Annotated in this window: 17 protein-coding genes; 10 read left to right on the top strand and 7 right to left on the bottom strand. The window is 35.1% G+C overall.

Annotated features, from left to right (window positions below):
• Positions 1–1,088 (top strand): T9SS type A sorting domain-containing protein (locus ACIQ2Z_RS10330; protein WP_396184064.1); only part of this gene is annotated, 1,088 nt, incomplete at its 5' end.
• A gap of 65 nt (positions 1,089–1,153) precedes the next feature.
• Here the strand turns inward: ACIQ2Z_RS10330 and rho are convergent.
• Positions 1,154–2,854, bottom strand: a complete 1,701-nt coding sequence (gene rho, locus ACIQ2Z_RS10325) for a transcription termination factor Rho (RefSeq protein WP_396184063.1) — start codon at positions 2,852–2,854, stop codon at positions 1,154–1,156.
• Positions 2,855–3,028: 174 nt separating this feature from the next.
• On the opposite strand from rho, the gene ACIQ2Z_RS10320 reads away from it, so the two are divergent.
• The 4 genes from ACIQ2Z_RS10320 (at position 3,029) to ACIQ2Z_RS10305 (ending at position 6,330) form a co-directional block, all read left to right on the top strand.
• Positions 3,029–3,442, top strand: a complete 414-nt coding sequence (locus ACIQ2Z_RS10320; RefSeq protein ID WP_396184062.1) for a DUF4293 domain-containing protein — start codon at positions 3,029–3,031, stop codon at positions 3,440–3,442.
• A 191-nt stretch (positions 3,443–3,633) separates the two neighbouring features.
• Complete coding sequence (locus ACIQ2Z_RS10315) at positions 3,634–4,296, top strand: response regulator (protein ID WP_396184061.1); 663 nt, start codon at positions 3,634–3,636, stop codon at positions 4,294–4,296.
• A gap of 2 nt (positions 4,297–4,298) precedes the next feature.
• Positions 4,299–4,592: a hypothetical protein gene (locus ACIQ2Z_RS10310; protein ID WP_396184060.1), complete on the top strand. Its 294-nt coding sequence runs from the start codon at positions 4,299–4,301 to the stop codon at positions 4,590–4,592.
• Entirely contained in the window at positions 4,585–6,330 is a 1,746-nt protein-coding gene (locus ACIQ2Z_RS10305; RefSeq protein ID WP_396184059.1) for an ATP-binding protein, read from the top strand. The genes ACIQ2Z_RS10310 and ACIQ2Z_RS10305 overlap by 8 nt, the downstream gene beginning before the upstream one ends.
• Here the strand turns inward: ACIQ2Z_RS10305 and ACIQ2Z_RS10300 are convergent.
• Positions 6,327–6,824 (bottom strand): metallophosphoesterase family protein, encoded by a 498-nt coding sequence (locus ACIQ2Z_RS10300; RefSeq protein ID WP_396184058.1) that lies wholly within the window; start codon positions 6,822–6,824, stop codon positions 6,327–6,329. The two genes, ACIQ2Z_RS10305 and ACIQ2Z_RS10300, sit on opposite strands and share 4 nt — an antisense overlap.
• Positions 6,825–6,993: 169 nt before the next feature.
• Here ACIQ2Z_RS10300 and truA point away from each other — a divergent pair, with 169 nt between their 5' ends.
• From truA to lpdA, 3 genes are all read left to right on the top strand, one after another.
• On the top strand, positions 6,994–7,734 hold the full coding sequence (gene truA / locus ACIQ2Z_RS10295; protein ID WP_396184057.1) for a tRNA pseudouridine(38-40) synthase TruA: 741 nt from the start codon (positions 6,994–6,996) through the stop codon (positions 7,732–7,734).
• Entirely contained in the window at positions 7,731–9,479 is a 1,749-nt protein-coding gene (locus tag ACIQ2Z_RS10290) for an ABC transporter ATP-binding protein (RefSeq protein WP_396184056.1), read from the top strand. Before truA ends, ACIQ2Z_RS10290 begins: the two co-directional genes overlap by 4 nt.
• 124 nt (positions 9,480–9,603) lie before the next feature.
• Positions 9,604–10,992 (top strand): dihydrolipoyl dehydrogenase, encoded by a 1,389-nt coding sequence (lpdA, locus tag ACIQ2Z_RS10285; protein ID WP_396184055.1) that lies wholly within the window; start codon positions 9,604–9,606, stop codon positions 10,990–10,992.
• Positions 10,993–11,214: 222 nt separating this feature from the next.
• Here lpdA and ACIQ2Z_RS10280 read toward each other — a convergent pair whose 3' ends face one another.
• From ACIQ2Z_RS10280 to ACIQ2Z_RS10265, 4 genes are read right to left on the bottom strand one after another with little or no spacing between them, the layout of a single operon-like run.
• Complete coding sequence (locus ACIQ2Z_RS10280; protein WP_396184054.1) at positions 11,215–12,153, bottom strand: NAD(P)H-dependent flavin oxidoreductase; 939 nt, start codon at positions 12,151–12,153, stop codon at positions 11,215–11,217.
• 23 nt (positions 12,154–12,176) lie between these two features.
• Positions 12,177–13,787: a S8 family serine peptidase gene (locus ACIQ2Z_RS10275; RefSeq protein ID WP_396184053.1), complete on the bottom strand. Its 1,611-nt coding sequence runs from the start codon at positions 13,785–13,787 to the stop codon at positions 12,177–12,179.
• 26 nt (positions 13,788–13,813) lie between these two features.
• Entirely contained in the window at positions 13,814–15,001 is a 1,188-nt protein-coding gene (gene mnmA / locus ACIQ2Z_RS10270) for a tRNA 2-thiouridine(34) synthase MnmA (RefSeq protein WP_396184052.1), read from the bottom strand.
• A gap of 46 nt (positions 15,002–15,047) precedes the next feature.
• The gene (locus tag ACIQ2Z_RS10265; protein ID WP_396184051.1) at positions 15,048–15,755 is read right to left on the bottom strand and encodes a toxin-antitoxin system YwqK family antitoxin; all 708 of its coding nucleotides are present in this window, start codon (positions 15,753–15,755) and stop codon (positions 15,048–15,050) included.
• 148 nt (positions 15,756–15,903) lie between these two features.
• On the opposite strand from ACIQ2Z_RS10265, the gene ACIQ2Z_RS10260 reads away from it, so the two are divergent.
• Together ACIQ2Z_RS10260 and ACIQ2Z_RS10255 are read left to right on the top strand one after the other, a co-directional pair.
• Entirely contained in the window at positions 15,904–17,274 is a 1,371-nt protein-coding gene (locus ACIQ2Z_RS10260) for an alpha/beta hydrolase-fold protein (protein WP_396184050.1), read from the top strand.
• A gap of 231 nt (positions 17,275–17,505) precedes the next feature.
• Positions 17,506–18,450, top strand: a complete 945-nt coding sequence (locus tag ACIQ2Z_RS10255; RefSeq protein WP_396184049.1) for a fasciclin domain-containing protein — start codon at positions 17,506–17,508, stop codon at positions 18,448–18,450.
• Positions 18,451–18,919: 469 nt separating this feature from the next.
• On the opposite strand, the gene ACIQ2Z_RS10250 is transcribed toward ACIQ2Z_RS10255, so the two are convergent.
• The coding region (locus tag ACIQ2Z_RS10250; RefSeq protein ID WP_396184048.1) for a YidC/Oxa1 family membrane protein insertase at positions 18,920–19,261 on the bottom strand (342 nt) is incomplete at its 5' end.

Genomic DNA, 19,261 nt, shown 5'->3' with positions numbered 1-19,261 from the left:
GAGGTAGCTCCAGATCGCCTATTTCGGGTGAAAAAACAGAAAATTTCAGAGGCTTTTCTGCTTTAAATGCGGATTTTTGGGTGCTAAAGCTAGACGAAGATAGGAACATTGAATGGCAACGAACCATAGGCGGTGAAGATGAAGACCTTTTTAAAACCGTTTGCCAAACCAATGATGGTGGTTTTTTACTTGGTGGTCGTTCCAGATCAAACATTGGGTTTGAAAAAAGTGAAAACAGTAGAGGCAATAGTCATGATTTTTGGATTTTAAAATTGAGTCCTCAAGGTGTTATTGAATGGCAAAAAACAATTGGCAGTACCGATACCGATTTACTCTCAGATATGCTCATCACCCCGGAAAATGATATTCTGGTTGGCGGTACTTCGGCGGGCTTAATTTCGGGTGATAAAACAGTTGCATCAAATGGTTTGTCCGATTTTTGGGTACTCAAATTAACTAGTACAGGTGATATTTTATGGCAAAAATCGATTGGTGGTAATGACCAAGAATCACTTAACAGACTATCACAAACAATAGATGGAAATTTTCTTTTAAGCGGTAGTTCTCGCTCTTCAATTTCAGGTGACAAAACAAGCAATTCAAGAGGTTCAAATGATTATTGGATTGTTTTAATCGATTCGGAAGGAAATATAATTGGACAAAAGACAATTGGTGGTTCTGAAAGTGAAGGCCTTACAAACATTATTGAAACACCGGATGGAGGCTATTTTGTAGCCGGAAGTTCATTATCAGGAATCTCAGGAGATAAAACAGAAGCCAGCAGAGGACAATCTGATTATTGGGTTTTAAAATTAGAGAGTAATAGTCTAACGTTTTCGAATCCAATACTTGCCGGTTACAAAGTATTTCCTAATCCTACAACCGAACTTGTCAATATCAATTTTGACAAGGAGTTTTCAGGTACTATCATTCAAACTGATGCATTAGGAAAGGAAATTAAGCAGGTTTATTTTTCTGATGTGAAAAATGTGACTTTTCAATTGGATGGAGAAGATGGTGTTTATTTTTTAACGCTAATAACAAATTCAAGCGAAAAAGAGAGTATTAAAATCATTAAGAAAAAATAAATAATTAAAAAAAAAGTCGTCCAAATACTAATTTCGGACGACTTTTTTATACTCCTATATTGAAATTACCCATCATTCATGGAAATCAAAAACTCATCATTATTTCTTGTCTTTTTAAATCGGTCATTGATAAAATCCATGGCTTCCACCGGATTCATATCGGCAAGGTATTTACGCATAATCCACATGCGGTGAATTGTTTTTTCATCCAACAATAAATCATCACGACGCGTGCTTGAAGACGTTAAATCAATCGCAGGGAAAATACGTTTATTCGAAATTTTTCTATCCAATTGAAGTTCCATGTTACCGGTTCCTTTAAACTCTTCAAAAATAACTTCATCCATTTTTGAACCTGTTTCTGTTAAGGCTGTGGCGATGATACTTAACGAGCCACCGTTTTCAATATTACGGGCTGCTCCAAAGAAACGTTTCGGTTTTTGTAATGCATTGGCATCTACACCTCCACTTAATACTTTACCGGATGCCGGTTGAACCGTATTGTATGCTCTGGCCAAACGGGTGATAGAATCTAATAAAATCACCACATCGTGTCCACATTCAACTAAACGTTTTGCTTTTTCTAAAACGATATTTGCCACTTTCACGTGTCGGTCTGCCGGTTCATCAAAAGTAGAAGCAATAACTTCTCCACGTACATTTCGTTGCATGTCGGTTACCTCTTCCGGACGCTCATCAATCAATAGTACAATTAAATATACTTCCGGATGATTGGCCGCGATGGAATTAGCTATATCCTTTAACAACATTGTTTTACCAGTTTTCGGTTGGGCTACAATCATACCACGTTGTCCTTTTCCGATAGGCGAAAATAAATCTATAATTCGAGTAGAAACTGTTGCTTGTTTTTCCGCTAGATTAAATTTTTCTTGTGGAAAAATTGGAGTTAAATGTTCAAAAGAAACACGGTCTCTCACCACTTGTGGGTCATGCCCGTTAATCTTCAAAACTTTTACCAACGGAAAGAATTTTTCTCCTTCTTTGGGAGGTCTAACCACTCCTTTTACAGTATCTCCGGTTTTTAACCCAAATAATCTGATTTGTGAAGTTGATAAATAAATATCATCCGGCGAAGCCAAATAATTATAATCGGAAGAACGCAAAAAACCATAACCGTCAGGCATCATTTCCAAAACACCTTCACTTTCAATAATTCCGTCAAATTCATAGTCGGAGTCGCGGTAATTTGTCTTTTTATTTTTAAAATTTGGATTGTTATTTCCGTTCCCATTTCCATTATTATGTTTTGAAAAGGACTGATTGGGCTGACGTTGTGGTTGCTCTTCATTTGAAAGAACTTCATCGGAAGATTCTACTTTTTCTGAGGCTTCTACCTGAATAATTTCAACCGGATTATCAACTTGCTTTTTGAAATTCTTTTTTTCAAATTTAGCTTTTTGAAATTTTACAGGTCTTTCTTCTGATTTTTCTGAGGGAATTTGTTCTTCAATTACAACAGATGGAATTGGTTTTTCAACCATGGGTTCAGCCGAATCAAATTTTGAAAAAGGTGAATTTTCAGTAGAAGGCTTAATTTTAACAGGTATTATTCTGGCACGTTTTGTTTTTGAACCATTATCATCTGACGGCATTTCATCCCGTTTTGAGGAAGAAGATTGCTTATCAAGAATACTCTGAATCAACTCTTCTTTTTTTACGCCGTGAAATTTTATTGTTTTTGCAGCTTTTGCAATGTCTTGAAGCTCAGAAAGCTTCATTTCTTTTAATGCAGAAATTTCAAACATGAATGTTCTATGATATTAATTTTTATTCAGAAAATGTAATGAGGTACACGTTAATTTTGTGTCTGTTAAATGAAGTGCAAACAGAATTCTATTGCAATATTACAAATATTTTTTTAGCAAACAATAGTATTTATTAAAAAAGAAAATATATTTTTGCGATGTTAATAATACACAATGTTACAAAGAATTCAAACGTTATATCTTATTGGTGCATTTATTTGCAATGGAATTTTATCTTTTATCTTTCCTTTATGGTATGATGAAAATGGTTTCCCTTTTTTCTTTCAAGCTGATTTACCTATTTCCATATTATTTGGGTTTAGTGCCCTTTTATCCATATTAACAATTTTTTCTTATAAAAAAAGACCTCAACAATTTGTCGTAAGCAGATTGAACATCATATTAAATTTAATTTTATTGCTATTGTTTGTATTGTATGCCCCAAAATTATCTGGAGACCCTCAAGTGTCTGAGAAGGGTATTGGGCTTATTCTTCCTTTATTATCTATCGTGTTTTTAGCGTTAGCCAATTTCGCTATTCAAAAGGATGAAAAGCTCGTGAAATCGTCGGGCAGATTACGTAAATAATGCTTTAAGCTTAGTTTATTTTAGTGCGTTAAAAATCCGAACCAATGGTTCGGGTTTTTTTATACTTTCAATCATGCGTTTTTACTGTACGATTGTCAAAATTAAATGTAGAAAAAAAGGAAATATTCTTAATTTTTTTTTACATTTGATATTGATTAATCTTAATAAAACATTCGACTTGCTTAATAATTATGCCAAACAAAATTAAAATTCATTTAGCCGATGATCATCAGGTGCTCATTGATGGGATGTTAGCCGTACTGAAAACTAATTCGAAATTTGAGGTCGTGGGTCATTCCTTAAACGGGTTGGATTTGGTTAAAACAGTTAAAGAAAACAAGGCTGATATTTTAATTATGGACATCAACATGCCTCATAAAGATGGCATTGAAGTGTTGAAAGAATTTTCTGTTAGTGGCTACACTTGTCGCGTTATCATACTTTCCAGTTATAACGACTTGAAATTAATTAAAGAGGTGTTGAAATTAGGAGCAACAGGATATCTTTCTAAGGAATGTGCCGGCGAAAGTATTGTTGAAGCTATTGAAGTGGTTGCTTCCGGCAGAGAATATTTTTCTAAAAACATTCAAGACAAAATTTTCAGTTCATTTTCAGGTAATCATGCATTGGCATCTAATCAAGATTTACATATTAGCAATGTTTTAACCGAACGGGAATTAGAAATACTCAAGTTAATCTCCTTGGAATACAGTGGAAAAGAAATTGGTGAAGAACTTTTTATCAGTGCCAATACCGTAGAAAGCCACCGTAAAAATTTAATAAAAAAACTAAATGTAAAAAACACTATTGGATTAGTAAAATACGCAATTAAAAATAACTTAATAAAACAATAATTATGGAACTTTTAGGCACTTACACCATTACAAGAATTGATGAAAAAAACTACACTTTAATTTATGAAATTCCAGACAATTGCGACTTTTCTGCATCGGATAAAGACGGAGTTTATGCTATCACCATTGAATTAAAACCTGGAGAAACAGAACCCTCTTTAAAATATATCACGGAAACACTTAATTGTGAAGCTTTTGCCGGCATAATTGATGTTAAATTTATACAGCAGGATTATGAAAATTTAGGGGCTACTTATTCAACAAGGCCTAAAGTTAAAATACTTATAAATGAATAAACACTTCTTTTTTTTCTTTTTAATAGTATTCAATATGTCAATTTTTGCTCAGCCTAAAATTGATTCTATTGAATACTATATGGAAAAAAAGGAATTAATTAAAGGTTTAAACTATGCAAAAACAAAGTCAGAATATTATTTTCAACAAAATCAATTTGATAAATTCTGTAGAATATCGGTCAAGAAAGCCAAAATTTATGGTCAATTAAACGACCACGATAAAGCCTTAAGCACGCTTTTTAAAGCGTTAGCTGTTTCTGAAAAAAACAAACTAAAAGGTAATGCTGAAATTTTAGAACAAATAGGAACCCGTTATTCGATAATCAGAGATTCCACTAAAGCTTTTAAAAATTACTACAAAGCATTAAACATAGGCTTAAAAGAAAAAGACACTGCCAGTTTAATTCATGTTTATCATAATTTATTTCGATTGAATACGGAAAAAAACTTAGACAGTTCCTACAAGTATATGGTCAAGAAATATGAATTAGATAGAGGTTCAAAATCTATTTCAGGAATTTCATTTAGTTATAATAATTATTTCTGCTATTATACCCTCAAAGGGGAACCTGAACTTGCAAAAACTTATTTAGATAGTTGTTATAACTTCTCCTTGAAACATAAGTTGAATAAATCTATTATTTCTTCATTGAGCAATTTAGGTTATTATTATATGGAATCTAAAAATGATTTTAAAAAAGCTACCGAAATTTTTCATAAAATTATAACCGATTATAAATCTGATTTAACATCAATTGATTATGTAGATATTTATTTAAATTTAGTGTATTCTTATGAAAAGCAAAAAGATTATAAAAAAGCCAATTATTATAATACTTTGCACCAAGAATACAAAGAAAAATTATACAATGAAAAAATATACGATAAAGTACAGGAAATTGAAACAAAATATGAGATTGACAAAGTTGAAAATGAATTCAAAGAAAAATCTAGACATTTAGTTGAAAACGAAAATAGAAACAAAAAAATAATTTTCATTTTCGTGGCTCTGTTTGGATTTAGTTTGGTGCTATTTTACTTTTTCTACCAAAACTTACAACTCAAACAACGGAATAAAATTAAAGAACTCGACAGCGAAATTCAGGAAAATATTATCAATGCATCCATCGACGGACAAGAACTGGAACGCAAAAAATTAGCTGAAGTGCTTCACGACAATATTAGTGCCTTACTATCCTCTGCCAGTTTGCACTTATCGGCATTTTTAGTTGGCCAGAATAATCACCAACCGGAAGAAATTCTAAAGGCTCGGTCTTTACTTAAAGAAGCTCATGACAAAGTTCGCGACTTATCCCATGAATTAGTCCCGCCCGTATTAGCTAAACTCGGATTATACCATGCTATTCAGGATTTGTGTGAAAAAAATTCCAATTCTATTATCTATTTTACCTTTAACTATTATGGTTCTAATGAAAAACGCTATAACGAAGAGTTTGAAATTAAAATATATTTTATCATCACTGAGCTGATTAACAACATCTTAAAACACAGTAAAGCGACTATCGGGAATATTACTTTAGAAGAACGGAACAACCAACTTATTATTAATATTGAGGACAACGGAAACGGGTTTGACAGCACTAAAACACAAGCTGATGGTTTTGGCCTTACCCAAATTAAAGCTCGTGTTAAAAGTTTAAAAGGCAGAATCACAATCAGTTCTAAAATTGATACCGGCACATTGATTTATATCAAATTACATATCCCAAAACGTTAGATTTTCTTTTCCATTTCGATAATTTCCAATTCTTTGATTTGGGCTCCGTCGATAACAAAACGCAACATCGTTCTTACTTGATGAAACCCACTGATACCTGCAGCACCTGGATTCATGTGTAATAAATTCAACGATTTATCAAATTGTACTTTTAAAATGTGCGAATGGCCACAGATGAATAATTTTGGAGGATTGCTTTTAAGTTCACCTCTGATTGCCAGATTGTATTTGCCGGGATAACCTCCAATGTGAGTGATTAATACGTCTACCTCTTCACACCAAAACCGGTTGTTCAACGGAAATTCCATGCGGGCTTTATCATCATCAATGTTGCCAAAAACTGCCCGTAGTGGTTTTAGCTTTTTGATTTCATCAGTAACGGTTAAATTACCAATGTCGCCGGCATGCCAAACCTCATCAGCTAAAAGAATATACTTTAGTATCTTTTCATCGAGGAAACTATGGGTGTCTGATAGAAGCAGAATCTTTTTCAATTTTGTATTTTTGTAATAAAGGGACGAAGATACAAAGTGAAAAGTATTCCATTCCCTTTTGGTTCTAAAATCTTAACTCCTTTTTACTTGTGGCCGCAAGTTTAACTTAAAATTATACCCCTTGTAAATTTGTCACAAATTCAATTCAATTATCTTTGCTACCAGAATTATGAGGTATTTTATCAAATTAGCATACAACGGAACAAATTACCACGGTTGGCAATCGCAACCTAATGCTTCCTCTGTTCAAGAAACATTGGAAAAAGCACTTTCTCTATTGTTAAAAAGCAAAATTGAAATCGTTGGAGCAGGAAGAACCGATACGGGTGTTCATGCGAAAGAAATGTATGCTCATTTTGATTATCCGGAGCCTCTTGATGCTGCTTTTTGGATTACAAAACTGAATTCTTATTTGCCAAAGGATATCGTTATCTATGCTATTATTCCTGTTGCCGATGAAGCTCATGCTCGGTTTGATGCCTCCAGCAGAACCTATCAGTACCACATCAATACATTCAAGAATGCTTTTTCGTTTGAACAAAGTTGGTACCATCATTATCCTTTGGATCTTTCTAAAATGAATGAAGCGGCCCTTATTTTAATGGAATATACAGATTTTGAATGTTTTTCTAAAGCGAATACCGATGTGATTACATTTAATTGTAAAATAACACAGGCTTTTTGGCAACAAAACGGAAATCAAGTAGTGTTTACCATTACGGCTGACCGTTTTTTACGGAATATGGTTCGAGCTATCGTTGGCACTATGATAAATATTGGAAAAGAGAAGATAGCCGTAGCTCATTTGAGAAAAATAATTGAAAGTAAAAATCGAAATGAAGCCGGATTTTCGGTGCCGGCACATGGATTATATTTAACCCACATTGCCTACCCCTTTTTACACGAATGAAAGCCTTCGATACTAAATTATTCAAACGGATTTTGTTCTATACCAAACCCTATCAATGGCGGTTTAACGGCGTAGTGATTTGGGCTGTATCGCTTTCAATTTTCGCAGCTCTTCGCCCCTATTTGTTGAAGGAAACTGTGGATAATTACATTAAAACAAACGATGGGCAAGGCTTGTTATTTTACATCATGTTGATGGGAACAATACTATTGATGGAGGTTTTATCGCAATTTTACTTTGTTTATTGGGCGAACTGGCTAGGTCAAGATATCGTGAAAGACATTCGGATTAAGCTTTTTGACCACATGCTTCGTTTTAAGATGAAATATTATGACAATTCCCCCGTGGGCCAACTGGTTACTCGGTCTGTTTCGGATATTGAGGCGATTGCCCGTATCTTCAGTCAAGGATTATTCATGATTATCAGTGATTTGATAAAGATGGTTGTTGTTTTGATTTTCATGTTCTTCATGAACTGGAAGTTAACCTGGATTGTGATTTTAGCCATGCCTATTTTACTTTATGCTACCCGAATTTTTCAATTGAAGATGAAGGTTGCTTTTGAAGAAGTTAGAACTCAGGTGGCCAACCTGAATACTTTTGTGCAGGAACGCGTGACCGGAATGAAGATTGTTCAACTTTTTACCCGTGAAGATATCGAATTTGAAAAGTTTAAAGTGATAAACGACAAACACAACAAAGCTTGGATCAAAACGGTTTGGTATAACTCTATCTTCTTCCCTATTGCTGATATCATTTCGTCGTTCACGTTGGGTTTTATTGTATGGTATGGCGGAATTGGTATTATTGGCGGTGACTCAGTAACAACTTTTGGTGATTTATTTGCTTATACGATGTTGATTACAATGCTTTTTAATCCCTTGCGTCAAATTGCAGATAAGTTTAATGAGTTACAGATGGGAATGATTGCGGCCAATCGGGTGTTTGCCATACTTGATATTGAAGACCAAGTACAACAGAACGGAACCGTTATCGCTCCTCATTTCAAAGGAGAATTATCGTTTAAAGATGTTCATTTTGGCTATATTGAAGGAGAAGATGTGATTAAAGGTATCTATTTAGAAGTTAATCCCGGCGAGACCATCGCCATAGTTGGTTCAACCGGAGCAGGAAAATCAACCATAATTAATTTATTAAATCGATTTTATGAAGTTAAACAAGGTAAAATCAGTATAGACGGGCAAGATATCAAATCGTTTGAACTGGAAAGTCTGCGAAAACAGATTGCTGTGGTGCTGCAAGATGTTTTTTTGTTTGCCGATACGATATTGAATAATATTACTTTAGATAATCCGATGATTACTCGGGAATTGGTGATTGAAGCTGCACAAAAAATAGGCGTTCATGACTTTATTATGAGTTTACCGAACGGTTATGATTATAATGTAAAGGAAAGGGGCGTGATGTTATCATCAGGACAGCGGCAGTTGATTGCTTTTTTACGAGCTTATGTTAGTAATCCTAGTATACTGATTTTAGATGAAGCTACTTCGTCTATCGATACCTATTCTGAAGAATTAATTCAAGCAGCAACATTGAAAATAACCAAAGGAAGAACTTCGATTGTTATTGCTCACCGTTTAGCAACTGTGGTAAATGCAGATAAAATCATTGTGATGGACAAAGGTCACATAGTTGAACAAGGAAAACACGCAGAACTACTTCAAAAAGCGGATGGGTTTTATAAAAACTTGTATGATTCACAGTTTGTAGTAGAGATATAGGTATTGTTGGTAATAGGTTGCAAGTTGTAAGTTCAACCTATTACCAAATATCCCCTTCGAAACTTTCTAAAAAGAGATTAAATCCTTATTTTCGCATTCTATAATTACGAAAATTCAAAATACGATGAAATACGACATTATTGTTTTAGGTAGCGGTCCCGGAGGTTATGTAACAGCCATACGAGCTTCGCAATTAGGCTTTAAAGTAGCCGTGGTAGAGAAAGAAAATCTTGGTGGAGTTTGTTTGAATTGGGGTTGTATTCCTACGAAAGCCCTCTTAAAGTCGGCACAAGTTTTTGAATACCTTAAACATGCTTCTGATTATGGCTTGTCTGTTTCGTCTTTTGATAAAGATTTTGGGGCTGTGATTGCCCGTAGTCGCGGTGTAGCTGACGGCATGAGCAAAGGGGTTCAGTTTTTAATGAAAAAGAACAAAATTGATGTGATTGAAGGTTTTGGAAAAATAAAACCGGGCAAAAAAATTGATGTTAGCGCTGCCGATGGTAAAGTAACTGAATACAGTGCCGATCATATTATCATTGCAACCGGAGCTCGTTCTCGCGAGTTACCTAACTTGCCGCAAGATGGTAAAAAAGTAATTGGTTACCGTCAAGCGATGACGTTACCTGAACAACCTAAAAAAATGATTGTAGTAGGTTCCGGTGCTATTGGTGTTGAATTTGCGAGTTTTTATAATTCGATGGGAACTGAAGTAACTATAGTTGAGTTCATGCCTACTATTGTTCCCGTGGAAGATGAAGATGTGTCGAAACAATTCGAACGTTCGTTGAAAAAAGCCGGCATTACGATTATGACCAATTCTTCTGTAGAACGAATTGATACGAGTGGAAATGGTGTAAAAGCGTACGTGAAAACATCAAAAGGCGAAGAAGTTCTTGAAGCTGACATCTTATTATCAGCGGTAGGAATTAAAACAAACATTGAAAACATTGGTTTAGAAGAAGTTGGAATTGCTGTTGACCGCGATAAAATTTTAGTAAACGATTATTACCAAACCAATATTCCGGGGTATTATGCCATTGGTGATGTAACTCCGGGGCAAGCGTTAGCTCACGTGGCCTCCGCAGAAGGAATTTTGTGTGTAGAAAAAATTGCCGGTCTTCATGTTGAACCAATTGATTATGGCAATGTTCCTGGCTGTACGTATGCTTCACCAGAAATTGCTTCGGTTGGTTTAACCGAAAAACAAGCCAAAGAAAAAGGATACGAATTAAAAGTAGGTAAATTTCCGTTTACCGCTTCCGGAAAAGCAAAAGCTGCCGGAACTCCGGACGGATTTGTAAAAGTAATTTTTGATGCCAAATACGGTGAATGGTTAGGTTGCCACATGATTGGTGCCGGCGTAACCGATATGATTGCCGAAGCCGTAGTTGCTCGTAAATTAGAAACAACCGGTCACGAAATCTTAAAAGCAATTCACCCTCACCCTACGATGAGTGAAGCAGTAATGGAAGCTGTAGCTGATGCGTATGGCGAAGTGATTCATTTGTAAACAAATACATAAAAAATACAAGAAGCCGTTCAAGATAATTGAGCGGCTTTTAATTTTTAAAAAATTATTATACCAAAAGGAATAATGAAGATAATTTCAGTTAAAATAAAAACCATATAAAACTTTAGAAAAAAAAGTTCCTTCACTTTTTACGTTATAATCTATAGTAAATGTATTCCATTCTGTTATCTATAAAGTCTATAAAACCAAACTTATTGATAATTAAAGATGAATCGCTTCCATCTTAGCCAATTCAAATTCTTCCATAACCGAATCAATAATTTCTTTTACAGGCTTAATATCATGAATTAATCCGGCAATTTGACCAATTTCTAATTCGCCTTCTACTAAATCGCCTTCAAACATACCGCGTTTGGCACGGGCTCGTCCTAATAATTCTTTTAATTCTTCGGGTGTTGGACATTTGGCATACAATTCCTGAATATCATTGTAAAACTTATTTTTGATTAATCGTACAGGAGCCAATTCTTTTAATGTCACTTGGGTATCTCCTTCTTTCGTTTCGAGAATAGTTTGTTTAAAATCATTATGAGCCGAGCTTTCTGTGGAAGCAGCAAAACGACTTCCCATTTGAACACCGTCTGCACCAAGGATCATTACGGAGAGCATGCCACGACCGGTGGCAATTCCGCCTGCGGCAATAAGTGGAATTTGAATTTGTTCTTTCACCATGGGAATCAAGGTCAACGTAGTGGTTTCTTCCCGTCCGTTGTGCCCTCCGGCTTCAAATCCTTCCGCAACTACAGCATCCACCCCAGCCTCTTGTGCTTTCAAGGCAAACTTAGAACTACTGACCACATGAACAACAGTGATTCCTTTTTCTTTTAAAAAAGAAGTCCACGTTTTTGGGTTTCCGGCTGAAGTGAAAATTATTTTTACGCCTTCTTCCACAATAATCGCCATGATTTTCTCGATGTTGGGATACAACATAGGCACATTTACCCCAAACGGTTTTGAGGTGGCTTTTTTACATTTTTGAATGTGTTCTCGCAAAACATCTGGGTACATAGAACCGGCTCCAATTAGACCTAAACCACCGGCATTACTGACAGCACTTGCTAATTTGTATCCGCTGTTCCAAATCATTCCGCCTTGAATAATTGGGTATTGTATGTTAAAAAGTTGAGTAATTTTGTTCATATTAACTACATGCCGGTTTCGTTTTACTTTTTGATTAGTTTACCGCTGAAGGTATTGTTTCCTGCTGTGATTTGATAAAAATAAATTCCGGAAGCCACCTCAGTCACATCTATTGTTTGATAACCTGAAACCGAAAATGTTTTTATTTTTTGACCCAGCACTGAAAATATTTCCATTTGAGCCTTTTCAAACTTATTAGTCAAGACAATTGAAATTTCATCTTGAAACGGATTTGGGTAGACCATAAAAGGAGTTGTTTCAAAATCGTTTACGACTAAAGCATTAATTAAGGCCGCATTGAAATTCGGAATTCCATACCCTAATTGAGCTGTTGGATTTTGGTAAAGATGAGCTGATTCTTTGACCAATTGAATAAGTTCTGCATTGGTTTTAGTTGGTAATGCTTGCCATAAACAGGCTACCATTCCGGCTGTAATTGGTCCGGAGAAAGAAGTTCCGTTTGCATTAGCTATAGTTCCATTTGACGTTGCAACCGTAGATGAAACTCCTTGAGCGTCAACATCGGGTTTTACTCGTCCATCCGAAGAAGGACCAATAGAACTAAACGAAGCATAAACTCCGGAGGCATTCACGGCACCAACCGTTAAGGTATTAATTGCATCTGCAGGTGTAGTAATATATTGCCATGAACTGTTGCCTGAATTTCCGGCGGAGGAGACACAAATCATTCCTCGTGAAAAAGCTAAATCAGCACCCCGAGCAATGAAGGTGGTAATTCCATTCATGTCAGCATACGAATAATTATAAGCCGGATTATCAAAAGTAGAATAGCCCAAAGACGTATTGATGATATCAACACCTAAACTGTCTGCTAATTCTGCAGCTTCCACCCAAAGGGATTCTTCCAAGGGGTTTTCATAGGTGTTGGCTTCGGTTTTAAATAAATAGTAGGCTGCATCGGGAGCAGTACCTACTAACTCAGCTTCTTTAAATCCTCCCATGGTGGAAAGTACCATGGTTCCGTGAGTTCCTCCGTCGTAAACATATTCATCACGGTCGACAAAATCATAACCACCTAAAATGAGATTATTGTCTCGTAAACGTTGAAAAGGTTGTGTGGTGTTGACACCCGGAAAACCATTATCCATTACGGCTATTATTATTCCGTTACCGGTAAAATTTTGTTGGTGAAGTAAATCGCCACCCAACATTTGAACTTGATTAAATGAACCTCCATAAGAAAAATCAACCTGAATATTGAGGTTTTTAGTTACTGTTGCCTTTTTATTAGTGCTTGCCATGCGTCCATTTTGATTCAAGGTTGGATTAGCAAACTGAATTGAACTAACAAACGTTAGAGAAGTTAACGCTTCAATTGCTGCTTGAGTGCCTCTGATGTGCAAACAATTAATCCACTTTGATTGGGCCATAATTGTGATGCCGGGTTGAGCAGCAATTTGTGATATATAGGATTCCTCAATGGGTACATCCAACAAATCCAATGCAATGTTTTGGGTAGTTCTTCTGTCTAAGGCTCTTTGAGAAAGCATTTCCAAGGGGTTTTGCAAAAAGAAATCGGCATCCGGTTTATTGGTAAAATAAACCCAAGCATCTTCTTGCGAAATCCCGGAAAAAGAGCAAAACAATAAAAGTAAAAAGTAGATTTTTTTCATAGCTTTCTGATTATAAGTGTACCAATTTACGAAATTACTCCGGAACCAACTAATTCATCTTTTATATACCAAGCGGCAAATTGTCCGGCAGTGATGGCTGATTGAGGTTCTTCAAATTCCATATAAAGTCCGCTGTCAAATTGATAAATAGTTGCATTTTGAAGAGCTTGACGGTACCTGATTCGAGCTAAAACTTTCATTTTTTCGCCGTTTTTTAAGCGTAAATCCTCGCGAACCCAATGGATATCATTTGGTTCAATTTTTAATGCTTTCCGAAATAAACCCGGATGATTGTGTGCTTGTCCGGTGTAGATTGTATTTGATTCTACATCGGTGGCAATAATAAACAATCCCTCTTTGGTTCCTCCCACATTTAAACCTTTTCGTTGCCCAATTGTGAAATAATGAGCTCCTTGGTGTTTTCCCACGACTTTACCCATGGAAGGCAAATAATGTAACGGCTCTGCTTCAAATTCTAGTTGGTCTTCTGCATCAGCGAAAGAGGGTTGTTCTAGTTTATATATGGGATCATTTACATCTATTTCGATGATATTACCTTCTTTAGGTTGTAATTGTTGTTGCAGGAAATCCGGTAAACGAACTTTTCCGATGAAACATAACCCTTGCGAATCTTTTTTCTCTGCGGTAATTAAATCAAGCTGAGATGCAATTTCACGAACCTGTTTTTTTGTCAGTTCGCCAATAGGAAATAATGAATTAGCCAATTGTTCTTGAGACAATTGACATAAAAAGTAAGATTGATCTTTGTTATCGTCTACTCCGGCAAGCAATTGATAGATTTCTTTTCCGTCTTTTTCGATTATACCTTTTCGACAGTAATGACCCGTTGCAACAAAATCAGCCCCTAAAGAGAAGGCAATTTTCATGAACACATCAAATTTAATTTCGCGATTACAAAGCACATCGGGATTTGGAGTACGGCCGTTTTCGTATTCTTTAAACATATAGTCCACGATACGTTCTTTATATTCTTCACTTAAATCAACAGTTTGAAAAGGAATACCAAGTTTTTCGGCTACCAAAAGAGCATCGTTTGAATCTTCCAACCAAGGACATTCATTGGAAATGGTCACGGAATCATCATGCCAGTTTTTCATAAACAAACCGATGACTTCATAGCCTTGTTCTTTCAACAAGTAGGCTGCTACACTTGAATCTACTCCGCCGGATAAACCAACTATAACTCTTTTCATACGCATTAAAATAGAAGGCAAAGGTATTATTTACACTTATATTTTTTTAATTCTTTAACTTTTCTTTGGTTTGAGGATTTTTACTTTTTGGTCTGGCTCGTTTATGCTCGCTTCGGTTTTCTGTTTTTACTAATTTTCCTTTTTCATAAAATTTCCACTTCCCAACGGATTTACCGTTTTTATATTGACCTGTTGAATATTTATCGCCGGCAGCTTCTCTAAAAATTGCGGGCCCCTCGTATTCATTGTTTTTATAATTTGATTCTTCTAACACCACCCCATTCTCGGCTACTTTTTTATAAGGTCCTTCTTTTAAACCTTCTTTGTAATTTGATTCTTCAGCCAAAAGACCCGTGTTATAAAATACTTTTTTAGTACCGTTAAGTTTTCCCTTTTTATAGTTTTCTATATTCATAATTGTATCCGATTTTAAATGGTAAAATTTCCATTCGCCTTCGTATACTTTGTTGACTAACTTTCCTTCGCTTACCTTAAATTTTCCATTGTAAAAAATGGTGTAACAAGACCCATCATTTGCAGTAAAATCACGAGTTGCAATGATTTTTTTGACTTTTGTGTTGTCATAGAAATTAAAAACACCTATTTCTTTTCCATGCTCAAACTGACCTTCGTATTTTGTGTACTTTGTGTCTTCATACACTCCTTTCCAAGGACCGTGTTTGTTGCCTTTTTCATCCAATTGATTGAACTTTTCCTGAGCAAAAATTGTTGAGCTGATAAAAAAGATAATCATAACTATTTTTTTTGAAAACTGAATAACCATAGACTTAATATTTTTTACTTTATTATAAAACTAAACAAGTTCAAAAATAGTATAACGGAAGCTATATTATGATTGAAAATTCATAAATTTGAAGATATACAATTTACCATTCAAAACTATGAAAAATTTTCTTCTTGTTCTATTTTGCTTTTTGTCCATTCTAATTTATGGCCAAGTAACATTGAGAATTACTACTATTCCCGGAAATACTCCTGCCGGTGCTACTATTTATTTAGCAGGAAATATTAACTCTTGGAATCCTGGTGATAGTAATTCAATTATGCAACCGGATGGATTTGGAGCCTATCAACTCATCATTCCGGAAGGTACCGGAACGGTAGAGTTTAAGTTTACTAGGGGAAGTTGGTCTACCGTGGAAGGAAATGCAAACGGAGGGTATCTGCCAAACAGAACTTTTTCCTTCATAGGTTCTCCACAAACTATAACGCTGTTTATTCAATCTTGGGAAGATCTAACAGGCGTAAATAATAGCACTGCTGCTTCAAATGTTCAGATTCTGAGTCCAAACTTTTATATACCTCAATTGGATCGCAATAGAAGAATTTGGCTATATCTCCCCCCTGATTATTTTTCATCAACCAAAAATTATCCTGTTTTATATATGAAAGACGGACAAAACCTATTTGACAACCTCACTTCTTTCTCAGGCGAATGGCGTGTGGATGAAACATTAAATACCTTATTTGAACAAGGCGATTTTGGAGCTATCGTAGTTGGTATTGATAATGGAGGCAATGAACGATTAAACGAATATTCACCTTGGGTTAACCCAGCCTATGGTGGTGGTCAAGGTGATGAATACATGCATTTTATAGCTGAAACATTGAAGCCCTATATCGACGAAAATTTCAGGACACGGCCTGAACCGGAAATGAATGCTCTAATTGGAAGCTCGATGGGAGCATTAATTTCCACTTATGGTGCCTGTGAATTTCCTAATTCATTTAGAAAAATAGGTTCATTCAGTCCAGCGTATTGGTTCGCTATGCCAGAACTGAATAACTATGTTAGTAGCACTCCAAATTTATTGAATCACCGTATCTATTTTGTAGCCGGACAAAATGAATCCTCATCTATGGTTCAAAACATTACAACTATAAGAACAACAATGCAAAATAATGGTTTGTCATCAGCTAACACGCTTACAAAGATTGATGCTTATGGCACCCATTCTGAAAACTATTGGCGTGGTGAATTTGGTGCAGCTTACCAGTGGTTGTTTATGAATGAAAATTTGTCAATTGTAACAAAGGAAACCAAAAAACCTGTTATCCTTCAAATTTTAAGCGGAAAAATATGGGTAGAAGGATTTGAAGAAAACATTTCGTTTGATTTTTATACAATGACAGGACAAAAAATTGCTTCCATAAACATCTCCAATGGAATAAACATATTACCGGAAACCCTAAAAAAAGGTATTTATATTTTAAAAGCAAAGGAAATGGCTTTGAAAATTGTTGTCAATTAGCTACAATTTTAAAATATTGTTTATTAAATTTTTGTTAAAGTTAAACAATTTATTCATTTTTATTTTTTGCTAAAAATTTTTAAAAAAGCCTATAAAACTTAACTTCTAGGTGTTTTTTAAAGATTTATTTTGTTGCCATTTATTTGTTTTTTGTTGTGTTTTTTAAATTTTAAGTTAAACAATATTAAAAAATATTTTATATATTTGTTATGAACAATTAAATCAATAAATATGAAAAAATTTCAAAAAATTGCTATGATTGCATTACTTGCAATTGGGACTATCGCTTGTGACAGCGATGATGATGCTGCTCCGGCACAACAAACTATTACGGATATTGCCGCTGCAAATCCAGACTTCAGTATTTTAGTTGAGGCTTTAACCATTACAGACCTTGCCGGCGTCTTAGATGCACCCGGATCTTACACAGTTTTTGCACCAACAAATGCTGCTTTTAATGATTTATTAGATGGAGCCGATATTACAGATGTTCCAGAAGCTACTCTAAAAGCTATTTTACTAAACCATGTAATTGGTACAGAAATTAAAAGTAGTGCAATTCCAGCAGCATCTTACCAAAGTACTTTATCACCCTTTAGTTCTGCAGCAAACGCTCCAACGATCAGTATGTTTATTACAAAGTCAGGGGCAACCGTAACAGTAAATGGTGGTGTTGCTAATGATGGTGCAGTTGTTACTACAGCAGATATTGATGCTAGTAATGGTGTTATTCATGTTGTTAATGCAGTTATTGGTATACCAACAATTGTAAACCATGCGATTGCCAACCCAGCTTTCACAACTGTAACAGGACTATTAGTTGACCAAGGTCTTGCAGGTACGTTAGACGGAACTGCAGGTGCTCCTTTTACTGTGTTTGCTCCAATAAATGATGCCTTTACTCCAGCAGTTTTAGGAATCTACGGTAGTTTGAGTTCTACAAATAAAACAAATGTTTTATTATACCATGTTGTAGGTGGTGCAAACGTTCGTTCAAATGCAATTCCAACTGGAAATATTCCAACACTTTTCTTACCTCAAACATTTAGTATTACCGGAACTTCTATTAACGATGCTGGTTCAACTGTTAACAAGAACATCATTGTTACAGACGTGCAATGTTCGAATGGAATAGTGCACGCTATTGATGGAGTTTTATTGCCAACTTTTCCATAATATCAAAATTTGCTATGAATTTGAAAGCCTCGCATTTGCGGGGCTTTTCTAATTATGGTAACTTTATATAAATCAAAACTACTAGCAACTGTTTTCTCGCCAAGTCTCATAAAGCGTAGGATTCAAGGTTTTTTGAACACAGATTATAATAATTTTAAAATTATTATAACGTATTTGGGTAGATATAATTTAGTAAAAATGGAATGCAGATGCAATGGATTAGCTTCGCTAAAAGCGAACTAGGGAGGATTAAGATGCATTACGTTTTTTAACCGCAGAAAGTCTAAAAGTTTACAGCCCGCTTTGTGACGCAGAATTTTTGCAAAAAAAGTAGTAACTAATCAGATTAAATATTTTATTAAAAAATACACTTTGCTTTGTTACTTAATTAACAAATCCTAACGCAGACAGTTGATTAAATACAAAAAAAGCCTCACAACTGCAAGGCCTTTTTAGAAAATACTAGAAATTATTTCTTTTTATTCAAGGCTTTTTGCTTCTCAGCCTCTTCCATCATTTCCTGCATTTTACGTTGGAAACGATTCATTGTTTTCGGTTTCGTTTTATTTTCTTGAATTTGAGCATGAATTTTATTCTCATCTATAATGTAGTTTTTTATGACTAACATAATTCCAATGGTGATGGCATTCGATACAAAATAATATAAACTCAAACCGGAAGCGAAATTATTAAAGAAGAACAACATCATTAAAGGTGAAATATAAATCATGATTTTCATGATTTTACCCATATCTGGCATACCTTCTTGTGGTGGAGCACTCATTACCTGATCTCCAGTTGTCATTTTCAT

Source organism: Flavobacterium sp. (genome assembly GCF_044361015.1).
In the GTDB taxonomy this organism is placed as follows: Bacteria; Bacteroidota; Bacteroidia; order Flavobacteriales; family Flavobacteriaceae; genus Flavobacterium.
Note: the sequence above shows the minus strand (reverse complement) of the source record. Positions and strands in the feature narration are given on the sequence as shown.